The sequence below is a fragment of the Nostoc sp. WHI genome (assembly GCF_015714725.1).
Lineage (GTDB): Bacteria > Cyanobacteriota > Cyanobacteriia > Cyanobacteriales > Nostocaceae > Nostoc.
In genome coordinates this window covers 1-15,844 of sequence record NZ_WBKM01000067.1, presented here as the reverse complement: position 1 = coordinate 15,844, position 15,844 = coordinate 1, and the positions used below count along the sequence as shown (strand labels likewise).

The window sequence follows — 15,844 nt, the reverse complement described above, 5'->3', positions numbered from 1 at the left end:
TATGGGTTAATACAAGTTATTCAACCATAGGATAGAGTAAGTGCTGGCACTTGTTCTCATACACTAAAAAGGCTATTGTGAATAATTTTGTCTTTCCCCTCAATGCTAATGTTATCCTGTGAACTTTCCACCTTGCGCGTTCTAGTAGTTGACGACCACGAACTGACTCGTTTAACCTTACAATTGGTTTTTTCTTGCCAGGAAAATATTCAAGTAGTAGGTTTAGCCAGTAATGGTGAAGAAGCTATAGAAATGGTTAAACGTTGCCACCCAGACGTAATTATTCTAGATTTACAGATGCCCGTCATGGATGGCTGGAGTGCGTCTAGTCATATTAAAGCTATATCTCCGAACACTCAAATCCTTGCTTATTCCTCAGTGGAAGACGTAAATTTTCAAGGGGCAAAGGCAATGTCTAGCTTTGATGACGTTTGCAAGAAAGATGTACCTACAAACGAACTTATTGCCTTAGTTAGGCAGTTAGGAAAGCGTGCAGGAGATGGGTCAGATAAAGTATAAATGTATACTAAATGTTCCTTAGTCAAGCCTGGTTTAGTTCAATTCTGGCAATTTTAGGACATTACAGTAATGAAAAAAGTCGGTATAGCCTGAAGTTGACAGTTACACCGACGCAGTTTTTGATCACTTTTACTCTACCTTTTGGTCTGGCTCAACTATTTTCCTTTTCGGGAATGGTGCGTCTAAATTCATCAATTAAGTCATCCAGTTCTTCCAAAGCCTGATTTACGTCAACTCTCAAAGTTCCCAGGTTTGGTTGCTCCAGTAAGCCCAGCAGGTATTCGCGCTTACTTTGCACTATGGTAATTCGTTGTTTTATAGTCTGTAGATCCATTATTTTATTCCAATCTTTAACTACCTTTAAGTTTAAAGTTAACTCAAAATCGAACATTCTGGAGCGCTAAATAGGTGAATCTAATTAAACTAGGACTTACGCAAAACCACACGCTATAGGGGCAATTCATGAATTGCCCCTACCCGAAAAGAATGATTTTCGGCTATTGTTTGCGTAAGTCCTGTAAACATTAAACGCTCACTAGACAGATTCCCGATTTTTCTAAGAAGTCGGAAATCTAGATATTTTATTTATTTATACCACCTACTCAGTGGCTTAAGCTAATACTCTTCCCTAATTTGTTACTCATAGCCGATGATAATAAAACTGATACCATTTCACAAAATTCCTGCTACAAGTACATTGGTAGGAGCGTGATAGATTTATATTGGTGTCAACTTAACGTTAAAACCAGTCTAGACAAAGCTTTTAGAGATTGTCTCGTTCCCTGTCTCCGAGTGGGAATGCCCAATGGGAGGTTCTGCCTCTTGACTTGCGGCAGCAGCCCAATGAACAGCATTTCCAGCCAGAGGCTAGAAACGAGGTTTTAAAGGGGTTTGGGCTTAAGTTGATACCAATGATAGATGTACGCCCTTACAGCCGATTCATTTGTTACCAAGATTTTTGGAAATAGTATTAAGAATTTATACTAACCTAAACTCATGCTACGCCAAATCTCTTTGGGAACACTCGGCTTAACTATCGGTGGTATATTAACCATCATTGGCTTCGTCGCTTATGCTGCTAATAATGCCACACTTAATCTTGTCGGATTTTTTTACGGAATTCCTCTATTGTTGGGAGGGCTGGCGCTTAAAGCTAATGAACTCAAGCCAGTACCCTTTAGCCAAACTACGTCACCGACAGCGTTGATACTGCGCCAGCAGCAAGCAACTGATACTCAAAATAAAATTCGCAAAGACATTACTCGATATTTCTACGGTCAAGATGCTCATCTAGATACAACACTTTCTTTTCTAGGTTTGAGTCCCACAGATGAGGAAAGGCCAACAGTTACAGGACTACGAGAAATAGAAGTTAATGGGAGTTATGCCCTAATTTTAGAATTTTATTCACCGCTAATACCGATTGATGTGTGGCAAAAAAAGCAGGAAAAAATGACCACCTATTTTGGGCCTGGAGTGGAGGTTCAAATAACACAACCATTTGAAAATAAAATTGAACTAGCACTGATCAATAATCAAAAAGAGTCAATAGTCAATAGTCAATAACAAAAATTATCGCTACCAAAACTCCACTGCTTTATAACTTGTCGTTACCCACATTAAAGCTTTTTCTAATATCAGTCTACTCGAATAATGCCGTGGGAGTTTTGGTAGTGCATTGCTCAATGATATCCCAGTCATAATATCTCCGGTGTGGTTCATAGACTAGAAAAAATCATGAGCAAACATAGAATTTTAAAACCTGAGCAAAGTTACACTTTTATTCAATACTTTTTGTTGCCCAACCCAACAATAGACATACTGGCTGAGTTTGAGTACAGCTACGATCGCACAGAGCTAGAATTACCAAGATACTGTGCTGAACTGAGCTATTTAGAATTTTTACAAAATTATTTGCAGCGTAATATAAAGCTTTTTAATCCAATCGCTGAGATATCAATACGGGAATTTTTAATTGCCCCTATCCTTGCTGAAATATGTGCTCAGACAAAGGCTCAACTATATAGTGAGTATCCGATTAATGTCAATGAAAAACTCCAAGGTACTTTGGATTATTACTTACATAAATCTAACTCCCTATTGGTGATTGAAGCAAAACAATCAGATATCAGAAGAGGGTTTACACAGCTAGCAGTAGAATTAGTAGCTCTTGATCAGTCCTTAGATCATGAAAAAGCTATTTTATATGGAGCAGTTACCAATGGAGATGACTGGAAATTTGGTACTCTTCATAGAGAAGATAAACGGGTTGTAGAAGATATTAAACTTTACCGTGTTCCTGAAGGTTTAGAAGATTTGGTGCGAGTGCTTGTAGGCATCCTTTCATCTGAGAGTTAGAGGCAATGCCTACGGTAGTAAACTACGTATTCCTTTGAGTTGTGTGGCAGATTTTTAACGAATCGCCGAATTAACTTTTTTTCGTCTTAACTACTGACCAAAAAGTTACTTTTCTAAACGAACTGCATACCATTGCAAATATTGCCCAGTACCAACATCTAATTCGCAACTAGTGTCGAGTAAATATTGGGCTTGAGCTTCCACAGTATTAAACTTTTGCAAGTCAGGTGTTAAATCTTGAATTTGGAGTCGTTGGAGAGTTGTTTTGAGCTTTTCTAATAACTCTGATGGTGTCAGAAATTGTTCTGGTTGATTTGTTTCCAGAACAACAAAATTATCTTGCTGATACATTAATGGGTCTGGCATTTTAAAAATTTATTGATTAGAATAACTGGACAGTGAAGCTCTAGACTTAGTATAATCTCAATTATATGTAATTATACTAAACCTCCGCAACCCTTGCCGAATAGACTAAATAAGTTTAATGCAATGGATATTATGATTTAATATTAGCTGTCTTGTGAGGCACTTTGACAATTGCTTTGCCATGCCTGGCTAGGTTACTAAACTAACTACAGAACTAAATAATTAAGGTGTGGATTTGCGAATCTCAAAAAAATTGCAATTTGACTTTAACAATGGGGAAATATAAAAGTAACATTTCCTCCCATAACCATAGTTGAACAAAAAGGTAACAATTGCCTTCATGTTCCAATTATAGATTGTCTATGCAACTTAGTTATCTACCGCTTGCTTGGCTCAATAACATTGGGCAGTCTATTGTCAAAAAACAGTTGATTGTGAAGCCAGACATACCTTTGCCGCAAATCCTGGCATTAATCAAAAGAGCGATCGCCCCCATGCGATCAAGTTGCCCAGCCTTTTTCAGGATAACCCCGCAATTGGAACGCGAGTCATGCCCGGCATAACCACATTTTCTGTTTCTAAGCAACCTCCGGTGATTCTAGTGGTTGATGATGACAAGGCCTTCCGGGTGCTATTGCGTAAAGCTATGGAACAAGAAGGTTATCGAGTGGTGGAGGTTGCTGATGGTAAGCAATGTATAGATGCTTACGAAACCATCAAACCGGATATAGTTTTGCTGGATGCTGTAATGCCTGTGATGGATGGCTTTACCTGCTGTAAGCACTTGCTCCAGATTGCTAGGAATAATTTAATATCAGCACTTGCAACGTTTGATGCTGACTCTGCTATTGGCAATACTGTGATCTCAAAGATATGGGAGCGGACTCCTATATTAATGATCACATGCTTGGACGATGAGGAATCAGTAGACCGGGCTTTTGAGGCAGGAGCTACTGATTACATCACTAAGCCAATTCATTGGCCTGTGTTGCGCCAACGGTTGCGCCGACTGCTACAGCAAGCGCAAGTCTACAAACAGTTAGAGGCTGCAAACCAAGCTTTGGAGCAGTTGGCTTATGTAGATGGCTTAACTGAGTTGGCTAATCGTCGTCGCTTTGACGATTATCTCTACACTCAGTGGATTCATTTAGCACAAGAGGGATCTTCGCTGTCACTGATTTTGTGTGATATCGACTTTTTTAAATTTTATAACGATAAATATGGCCATCCTGCTGGGGATGTCTGTTTACAAAAGGTAGGTGCTGTCTTAAACTTTAAAGCACAAAAACATCACGATTTAGTAGCGCGTTATGGTGGCGAAGAATTTGCTGTGATTTTGCCATATACCCATGCTTCTGGTGCAGTTCATGTTGCCGCCATGATCCAAGCGGCAGTCAAAGATTTGCAAATTGTTCATGATGGATCTGCGGTAAGTCAGTATGTCACCATCAGTATGGGCATAGCGACTGTTGTCCCGACTTGGGAATCTTCACCTTCAGATTTGATTGTACTGGCAGATAAAGCACTCTACCAAGCGAAGACTGGGGGACGCGATCGCTTTATCTCAAGTTCTTAATTGTCATTTGTGAATCACCAAACTCTAAGAAGGATAAACTGGCAGTGTGAAGTGAAACCATGCTCCGTTATTGGGAGCAGAGTCTACCCAAATTTGACCATAATGCGCCCGAATGATGCGTTGGCATAAACAAAGACCAATGCCGTAACCTTCTGTACCTTCGTCTCGTTGCAGGCGGAAGTGGTTTTCAAAAATGCGATGGCGATTTTCTACAGGAATACCAGGCCCAGTATCGCCAATACTAAACTGAATTTTTTGGGTAGTACGGTGCAATCCGGTAATGCTAATCTTGCCACCTTTTGGTGTATATTTGATGGCATTATCCAATAGATTCACTAGCACTTGGCGGATGCGTTCTGGATCGGCATAGACGTATGGCAAGTCTTTAGGAATATCTGTTTCTACTTCTTGAGATTTAGCGGTGTAGCGATCGCACAATTCTTCTAGTATATCTAGGCACAGTTTACCTAGCTCTATCTTTTGTGGTAATATTGGCAACTCTGTATCTTTACTACAACCTACCTCCAAAAGGTCGGCAATCATCCTTTCAATGATCTTAGTTTGATTGTGGGCTTGTTTTAATAAATGCGCCGTCATACTTGGTTTGAGGCGCAGGAATTCACCCGTTTCTAAATTGTAGTTAGATTGGAGAGTTTCTATAGCGATCGCGGCAGCAGTTAGAGGATTACGAAGATCGTGTGCGAGTATGGCAATCACCCGGTCTTTAAACTGTAGCTGCTCAAGGAGATTCTCTTTTTCCTGTTTCAAGCGAAAAATTTCGTCTGAAAGTCGGATTAGTTCGGCAGAAACAGCAACTGAACCGATAGTGGATTTGGGTGATGTGGCCCTCGCATTGTCGTCTATACGTTCTTGTAAGTCTTCCTGTAATTTTAAATAGGTGTCTACAGCGGCTTGCCAGCGAGGCCAACAGTTTTGCAACTGCGCTACAATATTACTCCCAACTAAAATTTGTCGTGGTTCTGGATGAATTTTGATTAAAGCTGGCGTTGCTATCAATTTAAAGTGTTCTGCTAAGTAAGGTTGTTGTCCAACATCAATAATTTGAAGTTCAAAACTATACTCAGCCTCCAATTCTTTTAAGTAAGCACGTATTCGCTGTAGCTGTTGTCGGGACTTAGGGCGTCCATCGACAAACAATAACAATTGGAGCGGAGCCTCACAATAAATAGGCTGATCCTGGGAAACTTGCATGTAATCGTGTTTCAGCACTGGTAACAACCTGGCGACGCTTTACAGAAAGTAAAATGGACTGACGGTTGTCGATGGTCGTTGTTTTTTCTTTAATTTAATATCTATTTTAGATTTTCATCCTCCTATCGGATCAGCTTTTTTGACATTAGACATATTTTTTCAGCTTTTTGCTTTTTTTGGCTTACTTTATCTCCAGAAAACACCCTTGCCCTTGGATATAAGTCTTAATTTGCCCCGAATCAAAATCTTTCGCCAGAGCCAGCAGGGGAAAGCTTTAATTTCGGTTTTTTTCCGAAAATGTTAGTTTGTCAGAATTTTAGGGAAGTTTATAAGTAAGCATGGGAATAAAACCTAATGGCTGTAAAACAAAGACAACACGGTAGCTTTTGCTACCGTTTACTAATTTTTTGAGATATTCTCTTTTGGTGATAAAAGAGGTACAAAAGCAGAGGTGACATTGAATTCTGTCGTGCTTCCCGGCTTTTTCTTTCCTAATACCTAATCCCTAGTCTCCCTTTAATGAACAGTCTGCGCTAGGGTAGGAATTGAAACTCAATATATGATTTCCTGTGCTTCCCTGTAAACGTCCAGCTGTCTTTCTGAGTTTGGCTGTTCTACTACTTACTTCGTTAACAGCCTGTGCTAATAGTCCAGTCGCCAAAAACCTTGAGCAATCTTTGGCGGCAGATCCTAAGCTGCAAAACAATCCAGTTGTCTTTGAGGAATCTCAGGGTAACGAACCGCAAGCACAGCAAAACCCATCAACAGTTCAGTTACCAGCTGATTTTCCCAAAGATATACCACTATATTCCAATGCCAAACTACAGGAAGTTACACCTGCTAGCGGCTCAGAAAATAAAGTTTCAACTCGTTGGTTGAGTTCTGACCCCAGCAACTTTATTGCTAGCTTTTATAATAGCCAGTTTCAAACAAAGAAGTGGCAGATTTTGCAACAGCCAACAGATGATGCAGGAGGTGTTTTTGAGGCACGTTATAACGATTTGCTGTTGAAGGTTTCTATTCAACCTCAATCAGTCACCAACGCCACAGCCAATCAACCCCAAACAGCCACTGAATTACTGATTGACTATGAACCGAATAGTGCTGCAACGGCACAACCTCCCCCAACTACAAATCCTAACGAAATTACTAACGCTGTTGCTCAACCAGGAAATCCACAGTTCGTTGACCCGACACCACCAGCAAACTTGGCAGCACAGCCACCAAGCACAGCTAATAACCAAACAATCCCTACAGCCACACCTGAATCGCCAGAATTCGACGATTTGAACAAGGCACCGCAAGAATGGCGGCAATACATCCAAGACGTGGCTGCATTAGGTGTTTTGTCTCTAGAACCAAAGGTAACTAAGAGTAATTCTACTGCCACAACTAACCAGTTTGAACCGAGCAAAATCGTCACACATCGGGAATACGCCCGTTGGCTATTTGCTGCTAACAATGCTATGTATGCCAGCAATCCAACTAAACAAATTCGCTTGCCATCAGAAAGCACTCAACCAGCTTTTAGTGATGTGTCGGCAAAAGACCCTGATTTTCCAGCAATTCAGGGATTAGCCGAGGCTGGGTTAATTCCCAGTCCTTTATCTGGAGATTCTACAGTAGTTTTGTTTCGTCCTGATGCACCCTTGACGCGGGAACAGTTGTTGCTATGGAAATTACCCCTAGATACTCGCCAAGCTTTACCCTCCGCTAACTTTGATACGGTCAAACAAACCTGGGGTTTCCAAGACACGGCGCGAATTGACCCCAAGGCTTTAAGAGCAGTATTGGCTGATTACCGGAATGGCGAACAATCGAATATTCGGCGGGTGTTTGGTTATACTACTCTGTTTCAACCCAAAAAACCAGTGACTCGTGCTGAGGCTGCTACGGCTTTGTGGTATTTTGGCACTCAGGACGAGGGTCTATCAGCGGCTGATGCTTTGAAATTAAAGCGGAGTTAAAGCAATATTTGGGACGGGCTACGTCTACACAAACCTAATTCTGTTGCGGTTGTCTATGATCAGCGTAAAAGTGGATAGCTTCTATGCTAGGCATGGAAACTTTGCTATTTATTTGTAATACACCTATTTTGTATTAAGAAAATGTAAATCTAAGTATTTACAGCGTTTTTACCTGTCTTTGATAGTGAGTTTAACTTGGGTTTAGCAACAACTGTGAGCGCTTTGAGCCAAAACCCAAATCTTAACATCATCTCTGTTGATACTTATTCTTTATCAGATTTCGCGGAAAACCCCATCCGTCTAAACGGTGGGGATGGATTAGCTAATGCGGAACGAAGTGGAGTAGACGATTCTTTAAATGTTAAAATAGAAAAGTGAGTATGAATAATCATCTACGTGTTGAAGCATTCTAGTTTCGGTGAGACTCCGGCACAGTAAGTCACTACTGTTTTTAAACAGCAAGCCTAAACAACTGACAAGCAATATCAGAATGCAGAGCGTACCTACCTGGCTTAGCGATGAACTCTGAAAGCGTAAATCTAAACTAAAAGTAAGCCCAATTCTTGCGCCTCTCGTATGGGTGTTAGTTTGAGGGTCTAGAGGGATACTTGAATGTCCCGCTGTCATCATTAGATGTCAGGAATCCCCATCCGCCTTGCGGTGGGGTGGTTCAATTAATCAGGCAAGCGCATTGGGTTTTACGAATGTAACCGAGTCTTGTCTGTCTAGACTAGATATATGTAACCCAGGTAACAACAAGTTTCTCATCTGGGACGGTTTCCATCCAACAACTGCTGCTCATCAGGTGATAGCAGACAGGGCACTGGCGGTGATTGAGGCTAAGTCTGTTCCTGAACCAACGATCGCGTGGGGGACATTGTTGGCAATTTGTGCTTTTGGTGCAACAGGAATACTTAAGCGTCAACAAAAAAGTCAGCACTGAGGACTGTTGCTCGAGTTGTTGATGCACAATTGTCTCATACAACAGTTGAAAATTAAACTAACTGTATTGATGTGGGATTACGATCGCTTATTTCAAATTATTGAAGAATTGGTGATGCACCATTCCCCTAGTGGTGCAGAAACTGAGATTAACCAGTTGTTGATGCAACGATTTGCAGCGCTGGGTGTGCAAGTTTGGTGCGATCGCGCTGATAATATTATTGCGAAAATTCCAGGGAAAAATCCAGAGCGAGCGATCGCTATCACGGCACACAAAGATGAAATTGGCGCTATTGTCAAAAATATCAGTGATAAAGGTCGTGTGGAAGTCCGCAAACTCGGCGGCTCTTTTCCGTGGGTTTACGGTGAAGGAGTTGTAGATTTACTAGGAGATAACGAAACCATTAACGGTATTCTCAGCTTTGGTTCCCGCCACGTTTCTCACGAATCGCCCCAAAAAGTGCAGCAGGAAGATACTACTGTTAAGTGGGAAAATGCCTGGATTGAAACGAAACTCACATCTGCTGAATTAGAAGCAGCTGGCATTCGACCCGGAACTAGAATGGTAATCGGTAAGCATCGCAAGCATCCAATTAGGTTAAAGGATCATATCGCCAGTTACACCTTAGATAACAAAGCCTCTGTTGCGATTCTATTAGCTTTAGCTCAAAATCTGAAACAGCCAGTTGTTGATGTTTATTTGGTAGCGTCAGCAAAAGAAGAAGTGGGGGCAATTGGGGCGCTGTTTTTCACCCAAAATCAGCGTTTGGATGCCTTGATTGCTTTAGAAATTTGTCCTTTATCTGAAGAATATCCTGTTAAAGATGGGGTAAGTCCTGTACTTTTGTCTCAAGATGCCTATGGGATATATGATGAAGGGCTAAATGGACAACTGCGCCACTGTGCTAAACAGTTGGATATGCCAGTGCAGTTAACCATCCTAAGTGGGTTTGGCAGCGATGCCTCAATTGCGATGAAATTTGGTCATGTTGGGCGTGCTGCGTGTTTGGCATTTCCCACAGAAAATACACATGGATATGAAATTGCTCATTTAGGAGCGATCGCTAATTGTATCGCTTTGTTAAAAGCTTTCTGCGAAACTGAGTTTGAGTGATACTGAGAGGCTTTGATTTGAAGGAGCGATGCCTACGGCGGTAAACTACGCATATCAACCCAAAATAGCCAGAAAAAGGTTTTGCAAAGTCTGAAGGTCTGATTCCTCAAGTCGTCCTAACTTTCTAATCACTAGCCCTTTATCTATGGTAGTCAAAACTGGTTTAATAATTGAAGGCTTGAGAAGACCAGCTACTCGCCATCCAGCAATTGTGATTTCACCAAAGGAAGTTGCTGGATTTGCTTGACTGGTAATCGCTATCAATATTAAATCCGAACGCTCACGTTGATAGCTATTAGAACTCACAACCACTGCTGGACGTTTTTTAGTAGTAGTTTGGTCAGTAAAGGGAAACGGCACTAAAACAACATCACCAAATTCATAGTTTGTCATATTCTGCATCATCAGGGTTATCCCAGATTTTGAGCAGAACTGGTTCAGAAAGTTTTGCTGCTGCAAAGGTAAGGCTATGATCTGTACTTTGCTGATCCAAAGAATCAATAAAACCTTCAACTAGCAAAACTTTTTCGGGAGGTAGCTGGCGAATTTTTTCAAGTAACCTTTGCTCTGAAATGCTATCAGCCTGCATTATTTAGATTCTCCTAAGCTTGCCTGTATTGGTTGCTTTATGTATTCATTATAGTTTTTGGTCGTCTCTACCGACGAAGGCGATCGCTAATTGTATCGATTTGTTAAAAGCTTTCTGCGAACTGAGTTTGAGTGATGTGTTGAGGCTTTGATTTGAAGGTGCGATCGCATATCAACCCAAAATTGCGTGAATTTTTCTGGTTGTTGAAAATGCGCGTAGGCGTAGCCCGTCGTAGACATCGCACTCCAAAATTACTTCTATTATTGATATCGTGTCAGCACCACATCTCTGGATTCGGCGTTAGATGTATAATTCTCAAGGTTTTTGTGTATTTATTTACTGGTTAAAACTAGATGATTACTGTTACACCAGAGGAAATTAGTCAGTTTCGCAGCGAATTGGCAGATAATACCCAGGCTTTAGTAGCTTTGGATACTATCGAAGAGTGTGAAGGCTATTTAGACGATGCCGTTCCACTGCTGGTTATGCGGGAAACTGCACAGGAAGCAGATAGAGGATTAAATGATTGGTTGGAAAAATGTCGCCAATTTGTCTGTCAGGAAGAAGTTAGAGAAGCCTTAGAATCTGGATTGCTTGCTCCAGCTATAGAAGCGATCGCTATTGGTATTTCCATTCCTCCGGGTATAGCAACTGCACTCAGTATTTGTGTGTTTAAACTGGGTGCGAAAAGGTTTTGTAAAGTCCCCGAATCTGGTGCTTAAAGTCCAGAAGCTGTAAATCCAGCCCAGTAGTAGGGATTTGCGAAAGGTAGAGGTTGACGTTGCTTGATTAGTTTCAAAGATTCTTGAAATATGATGCGTTGTCCTACTCTTAGTTGAGCAAGGACTTTTTCAATCTGGGTTTTGTGTTCCTCCAGAAATATGTCTAATCCCTCAATAGTCAGATTTCGCAGCCAGTTTTGAGCTTCCTTCAGGGCTATGGCAACATCTCCTGCTTCCAATCGACCGAGTTTGAATAAGTTTTCGTATAATTTAATCATTAAAAAGCTGGTGGAAAGGTCATTTACTTTCCAAAGAGAACTAACGACACTGGGACTACCTGCTAACAGAAAACCGCTAGGTAAACCAATATATTCGTCACTAGTATTTCCAAAATCAATCAATCCAGTTTCGCACGCAGAAAGGGTGACGAGGCGACATTTATCTAATTTTAGAGTGAAGATTTTATCTAAGGTAAGGCATTTGTCTAAATCGTTGGTTTCCCCTGCTCGCACATTCAGATAACGTTCGGAGTCGGGTTTTGTTGGTGTGTCTGCGATAGGCGCATCTGCCAAAATTAGGGCTGATTTACCGGGGTTTGCTAAGTTAAAATAACCGTGGCAGCTAAAGTGGGCGCAATGGTAAGTATTTAAGTCGGAATTATCGATTGCTGTGAGTGTCGCTGCTGTTTTTTTCAGGACATTAGCAGGATTAAAGTGGCTTTGAATAACTTGTACTTCTAAATCTGTATAGTTTAAATCGCCTGTAGGATTTTGAATCGCAAACAGAGATTAAAAATCAGGGCGTTGTCGCTGTTGTACTTGTTGCAGTAGTTGACAACTGGGTGCATAGCTGACACCACCAGCAAATAAATCCAGAAGACAAGACGAATTTTCAGAATTTTGATTTATTGGAATTGCATGAAGGGGCAATAAATGCAGAAATTGATGGGGAATTAGGATGAGTTTATCGCAGTGCTTTGGTATCTGGGTTAATATTTCATCAATGTGCAGAATCGAAGCTAATTCTTTAAGTTCTTCCCCTAAGTTATTTCGCCATTGGTCGTTTTGATTGTAGTAATTATGCAAATATCCATTTCTCCAATTCCTCAAATCTTCTCTGTCTTTTGCTTGGGATTGCCAAACAGTGACTTCTCCTTTTTTTGTGACAATAAACACCAGAATTTTACCGTTGAGAATATACCACTCGATAATGGCTGTATGCTTATCCAAAGAAGCTTGGAAGGAGTGGAATTTGAACCCATAACCAACAGGTAAGTATTGGTTTTGCAATTCATTACGCTGGTTTCGCAACTGTTGGAGATGTTGTACTAGGTCTTTTGGATTTTCAGCTTTGCCATTTTGGATTTGATATTGTCCTACGGCTATTTCATCCCTGTATTGTTCTAATTGAGTAACTACTTCTGGAGGGAAGATGGTTTTAGAGTCACGTTCAAGAATTTGTTCGACTAAATTGCGGGTTTTACTACGTTCAACATATTCAATTGCTTTGGTAATCTTATTTAATTCTGTGCAAACTTCTACCATGTAGCTATAAACTTGGTTAAAGCGTTCCGCTTGTTTACGCTTGCTTTCTTCTCCAGATACTATTTCTTCTCGTAAAGATTCTATAGTGGCAATGGCAGACTCAAAAGTATTGTACGCTAGGGCAAACTGGTTTGCGTTTTGGTAAGCAATCCCTAGCCCCCACAAAGTTTCTGCCCAATCAATAGGCAAAGCATCTCTGGTTCTGACAGTTAAAGCAGCAGTATAAGCAGCGATCGCAATTTCGATGTTATCTGCCCTGTCTCCTTTTATTCTATTGTTGTAGGCATTTGCCAGATTATTTTGCGTTACTGCCCAAGATTGAGGCAAAGCTTCTCTGGTGTTGACAGTTAAAGCAGCAGTATAAGCAGCGATCGCAATTTCGATGTTATCTGCCCTGTCTCCTCTTATTCTATCGCTGTAGGCATTTGCGAGATTATGTTGTGTTGCTGCCCAATCAATAGGCAAAGCTTCTCTAATTCTAACAGTTAACGCGACTTCATAGCCAATAATGGCAATTTCTATATTGTTGGCTTTGCTACCCAAGGGGAATTGCTGAATTAGATTGCTAAATGTAACAATAACTGCTGCTAAAGCTTCCGCTTCATCTGCTTTCGCTTCCCCAAGTCTATTTATCCCCCAACGGCGCAATATTTCTGCTAACACTCCGTCGAGTTTGTCTGTATTCTTTGCCAGCAAAGGGTAAACTACCTGGGAATTACCCCTACTGTCTGCGGTTGCTTGTAGTAGTACCTGCATCAAGAATTGGTAATATGTCTGTATCTCCTCCTCACTGAGAGATTGTAAATCTACTTTATTATCTAGATTCAACGCTTCCCTTAGTTGCATTGCCAAACTTTGCAACCAATTGGCTCTCGTCTCATCCCCTTGCTGTGAAAACCTCTGTGCTTCTGCTTCTATTGCCTGCAAGAAGCCAATATCTACTAATTCTTGGTTTGCCGCCAAAGTTTCTTGAAATTCATCGTTAGTAGGGCAATTCAACACGCGTTGAATGAGGTTGAGATAGGCTTGCTGACGCTGTTCATTCATGGGTAAGGGTGTGAGACGCAACTAGATCATAAGAAAAATTCAACACCAACACCCTAAATTACAGAAAAGTGTAGAATTTCATCACAAATGATGTGTTTCTGATAATGAAAGAACCTCGTGGATGAGTGTTTTTTACTTGTGAACAGACAATATACTGATTTTGCGGTAAGCGTTGGCGCAGCCTCTCGTAGAGAAGCTATGCCGTTAGGCTTCTCGCCTTCCTCGTCGCAGACATCACTCCTATAAAATAGTGCGTAGGCGCAGCCCGCCGTAGGCATCGCCGATCTTGTACCTTACAATCAAAATAATAAGTAATATTAATCCTTATAAATTCCAAAAGGAGTAATTATGAGTACCGAAACAGCCCTATGGAAAATCATAGAAAATTTGCCCAGTTACCTGAAAATTGAACTTTTACATTATGCCGAATATTTAATCACTAAATCTTCAACACTTCCACAAGTCGAAGATGTAACCGTTTTAGAAACCAATACAGAAGAAAGAGAAAATTGGCAATCCTTCTCTTTAAATAACTTAAATCAATGTTATGCAGAAGATGAACCAGAATATGCTAGGAATCAATTAAAGAATATAACCCTAATTATGAAAGAAGGTAACATCATACTAACTCCTATTCCTCAAGCAAATGGATAAATAAAAAACCGTCCTACGCTGATTTTGAGAGAAATGCCAAAATATCAAGACTTTTTGATATGTGGGATTAGTACACAATTAAAACAATATATTCCTAACTTTATTCTCTTTTGTGTGCGGTTGTGCCTAGATTTGCACTCCTCCTGCTTGAAAAATCTGTTCGACGGTTAAATTCAATTCTCTGAATGTGGGTGAAATAATGCGTTCGCTTCCACGAAACTGGTTGATCTGATACTCACCATCAACCAATGAATAGACTGATATTGTCGGTTGTTTGGGATTGCCAATAAACCGCCTACCACCTAAAGCGGCATAATCAACAATCCAGTATTCAGGGATTCCCACTGTTTCATAAGCAGCCACTTTTGTAAGATAATCATCATGCCAGTTAGTACTAACTACTTCAATCACAAACGATATAGATTTAGCTAGGCTTACAGTAGAGTCTTTTTTCCAGAGTGGTTCATTGACTAAATTGGGGCGGTTTAATACCAGCACATCTGGCGAGTAAGCTGATTCACTTTCAAGCGGTTTAACCAATGCTGTTTTGGGAATGAAGTAGGGAAGTTTTAGTCGCCCAATTTCTATAGATATATTCAGTGCCACAAAACCTATAACTTCTTCGTGTTCACCTGTCGGCTGAGACATCTCTATAACTACTCCATCATGCAGCTCATAGCGTTTTCCAGAGTTGTCTGGGTATTTGGCAACAAATTCATCGAATGTAACTAGTTTACGTAAGGCTTGAGTCATAAATTTATCGCTCCCAGTAGTTATTTCGGCGATGCCTGCGGCTGGCTACGCCTACGCATTTGTTATTTTAGCGAGTGCATTTGTTATTTTGGCGATCGCTATATATCCCAATCCTCAATCAACAAGTTCGCTTAGGTGCAGCACATTTTTGACCTCACTTCCATTCCTCTCCTTTTAGGAGCTACGGTGTACACACAAGTCGAAAAAAGCTCGATTTCCCATTGTTCTCTCGTTCCCATGCAGAGCATGGGAATGGTTGATTAGAGGCTGTGCCTCCAGTTAGACATTGAGCCAGAGACTCAATGAATGCATTCCCAGGCTCCGCCTGGGAACGAGGAAAGCCTTATTAGGCGATCGCAATTGTTATTTCGGGGTATGCAATTGTTATTTCGGGGTATGCAATTGTTATTTCGGGGTATGCAATTGTTATTTCGGGGTACGCAATTGCTATTTCGGGGTATGCAATTGTTATTTCGGGGTA

Annotated in this window: 19 protein-coding genes; 11 read left to right on the top strand and 8 right to left on the bottom strand. The window is 40.8% G+C overall.

Annotated features, from left to right (window positions below):
• Window positions 1–102 precede the first annotated feature (102 nt).
• A complete protein-coding gene (locus tag F8S12_RS06965) occupies window positions 103–519 on the top strand; it encodes a response regulator (protein ID WP_196515595.1) in 417 nt (138 codons plus the stop codon).
• Between the two features lie 151 nt (window positions 520–670).
• On the opposite strand, the gene F8S12_RS06960 is transcribed toward F8S12_RS06965, so the two are convergent.
• A complete protein-coding gene (locus F8S12_RS06960) occupies window positions 671–853 on the bottom strand; it encodes a hypothetical protein (protein WP_196515594.1) in 183 nt (60 codons plus the stop codon).
• A gap of 662 nt (window positions 854–1,515) precedes the next feature.
• On the opposite strand from F8S12_RS06960, the gene F8S12_RS06955 reads away from it, so the two are divergent.
• Together F8S12_RS06955 and F8S12_RS06950 are read left to right on the top strand one after the other, a co-directional pair.
• On the top strand, window positions 1,516–2,085 hold the full coding sequence (locus F8S12_RS06955) for a DUF2854 domain-containing protein (RefSeq protein ID WP_196515593.1): 570 nt from the start codon (window positions 1,516–1,518) through the stop codon (window positions 2,083–2,085).
• A gap of 171 nt (window positions 2,086–2,256) precedes the next feature.
• Entirely contained in the window at window positions 2,257–2,877 is a 621-nt protein-coding gene (locus tag F8S12_RS06950; protein WP_196515592.1) for a hypothetical protein, read from the top strand.
• A gap of 105 nt (window positions 2,878–2,982) precedes the next feature.
• Here F8S12_RS06950 and F8S12_RS06945 read toward each other — a convergent pair whose 3' ends face one another.
• The gene (locus F8S12_RS06945; protein WP_196515591.1) at window positions 2,983–3,243 is read right to left on the bottom strand and encodes a chlororespiratory reduction protein 7; all 261 of its coding nucleotides are present in this window, start codon (window positions 3,241–3,243) and stop codon (window positions 2,983–2,985) included.
• A gap of 362 nt (window positions 3,244–3,605) precedes the next feature.
• On the opposite strand from F8S12_RS06945, the gene F8S12_RS06940 reads away from it, so the two are divergent.
• Both F8S12_RS06940 and F8S12_RS06935 read left to right on the top strand, forming a co-directional pair.
• Window positions 3,606–3,806: a hypothetical protein gene (locus F8S12_RS06940; protein ID WP_196515590.1), complete on the top strand. Its 201-nt coding sequence runs from the start codon at window positions 3,606–3,608 to the stop codon at window positions 3,804–3,806.
• On the top strand, window positions 3,794–4,819 hold the full coding sequence (locus tag F8S12_RS06935; protein ID WP_196515589.1) for a response regulator: 1,026 nt from the start codon (window positions 3,794–3,796) through the stop codon (window positions 4,817–4,819). Before F8S12_RS06940 ends, F8S12_RS06935 begins: the two co-directional genes overlap by 13 nt.
• Before the next feature lie 24 nt (window positions 4,820–4,843).
• Here F8S12_RS06935 and F8S12_RS06930 read toward each other — a convergent pair whose 3' ends face one another.
• A complete protein-coding gene (locus F8S12_RS06930) occupies window positions 4,844–6,049 on the bottom strand; it encodes a histidine kinase (RefSeq protein ID WP_196515588.1) in 1,206 nt (401 codons plus the stop codon).
• 551 nt (window positions 6,050–6,600) lie between these two features.
• On the opposite strand from F8S12_RS06930, the gene F8S12_RS06925 reads away from it, so the two are divergent.
• From F8S12_RS06925 to F8S12_RS06910, 4 genes are all read left to right on the top strand, one after another.
• The gene (locus F8S12_RS06925; protein WP_196515587.1) at window positions 6,601–7,998 is read left to right on the top strand and encodes an S-layer homology domain-containing protein; all 1,398 of its coding nucleotides are present in this window, start codon (window positions 6,601–6,603) and stop codon (window positions 7,996–7,998) included.
• Between the two features lie 213 nt (window positions 7,999–8,211).
• Window positions 8,212–8,376, top strand: coding sequence for a hypothetical protein (locus F8S12_RS06920; protein WP_230967847.1), 165 nt, complete (start codon window positions 8,212–8,214; stop codon window positions 8,374–8,376).
• Window positions 8,377–8,689: 313 nt separating this feature from the next.
• On the top strand, window positions 8,690–8,941 hold the full coding sequence (locus F8S12_RS06915) for a PEP-CTERM sorting domain-containing protein (RefSeq protein ID WP_196515585.1): 252 nt from the start codon (window positions 8,690–8,692) through the stop codon (window positions 8,939–8,941).
• Between the two features lie 69 nt (window positions 8,942–9,010).
• Window positions 9,011–10,054 (top strand): M42 family metallopeptidase, encoded by a 1,044-nt coding sequence (locus F8S12_RS06910; protein WP_196515609.1) that lies wholly within the window; start codon window positions 9,011–9,013, stop codon window positions 10,052–10,054.
• A gap of 54 nt (window positions 10,055–10,108) precedes the next feature.
• Here F8S12_RS06910 and F8S12_RS06905 read toward each other — a convergent pair whose 3' ends face one another.
• Window positions 10,109–10,447, bottom strand: coding sequence for a type II toxin-antitoxin system PemK/MazF family toxin (locus tag F8S12_RS06905; RefSeq protein WP_196515584.1), 339 nt, complete (start codon window positions 10,445–10,447; stop codon window positions 10,109–10,111).
• A complete protein-coding gene (locus F8S12_RS06900) occupies window positions 10,434–10,643 on the bottom strand; it encodes a toxin-antitoxin system, antitoxin component, Xre family protein (RefSeq protein ID WP_196515583.1) in 210 nt (69 codons plus the stop codon). Before F8S12_RS06900 ends, F8S12_RS06905 begins: the two co-directional genes overlap by 14 nt.
• A gap of 353 nt (window positions 10,644–10,996) precedes the next feature.
• On the opposite strand from F8S12_RS06900, the gene F8S12_RS06895 reads away from it, so the two are divergent.
• The gene (locus F8S12_RS06895; protein ID WP_196515582.1) at window positions 10,997–11,365 is read left to right on the top strand and encodes a hypothetical protein; all 369 of its coding nucleotides are present in this window, start codon (window positions 10,997–10,999) and stop codon (window positions 11,363–11,365) included.
• Here the strand turns inward: F8S12_RS06895 and F8S12_RS40390 are convergent.
• Both F8S12_RS40390 and F8S12_RS06890 read right to left on the bottom strand, forming a co-directional pair.
• Window positions 11,362–12,141: a CHAT domain-containing protein gene (locus tag F8S12_RS40390; RefSeq protein ID WP_331001364.1), complete on the bottom strand. Its 780-nt coding sequence runs from the start codon at window positions 12,139–12,141 to the stop codon at window positions 11,362–11,364. The two genes, F8S12_RS06895 and F8S12_RS40390, sit on opposite strands and share 4 nt — an antisense overlap.
• Before the next feature lie 12 nt (window positions 12,142–12,153).
• Entirely contained in the window at window positions 12,154–13,956 is a 1,803-nt protein-coding gene (locus tag F8S12_RS06890) for a tetratricopeptide repeat protein (protein WP_230967846.1), read from the bottom strand.
• A 348-nt stretch (window positions 13,957–14,304) separates the two neighbouring features.
• Here F8S12_RS06890 and F8S12_RS06885 point away from each other — a divergent pair, with 348 nt between their 5' ends.
• Window positions 14,305–14,610, top strand: a complete 306-nt coding sequence (locus tag F8S12_RS06885) for a DUF2281 domain-containing protein (RefSeq protein ID WP_196515581.1) — start codon at window positions 14,305–14,307, stop codon at window positions 14,608–14,610.
• Window positions 14,611–14,736: 126 nt separating this feature from the next.
• Here the strand turns inward: F8S12_RS06885 and F8S12_RS06880 are convergent, their stop codons facing one another.
• A complete protein-coding gene (locus F8S12_RS06880; RefSeq protein ID WP_196515580.1) occupies window positions 14,737–15,363 on the bottom strand; it encodes a Uma2 family endonuclease in 627 nt (208 codons plus the stop codon).
• Window positions 15,364–15,844 lie beyond the last annotated feature (481 nt).